The sequence below is a fragment of the Corynebacterium sp. p3-SID1194 genome, assembly GCF_025144155.1.
In the GTDB taxonomy this organism is placed as follows: domain Bacteria; phylum Actinomycetota; class Actinomycetes; order Mycobacteriales; family Mycobacteriaceae; genus Corynebacterium.
Genome location: NZ_JALXWY010000058.1, coordinates 1 through 285 on the forward strand (window position 1 = coordinate 1; position 285 = coordinate 285).

Genomic DNA, 285 nt, shown 5'->3' on the forward strand with positions numbered 1-285 from the left:
TCCGGCTTCTCGACGGTCACGGTCACATCGACGGTGTCCTTAGAACCATCCGGGTAGGTCACATCAACCGGAACAGTGATCTTGTCACCCGGCTTCGCACCCTCCGGAACCGGAACAGTGATCTCACCGGTCTTCTCATCAACCTTCACACCCTCCGGAGCATTCTCACCCGGGGTGAACGTCGTGCCCTCAGGAGCCTTGGTGTCGTTGCCGTCCTTGTCCTTGAACTTCGGAGCGTCAACCGTCACATCCTCGCCCGGCTTACCAGAACCATCCTCATAACCA

1 protein-coding gene is annotated in these 285 nt (G+C 58.2%); it reads right to left on the reverse strand.

Features of this window, described 5'->3' with window-relative positions:
• Positions 1–285, reverse strand: a 285-nt coding sequence (locus M3G19_RS11870) for a YPDG domain-containing protein (protein ID WP_259902803.1), incomplete at both ends; no start/stop codon positions are given.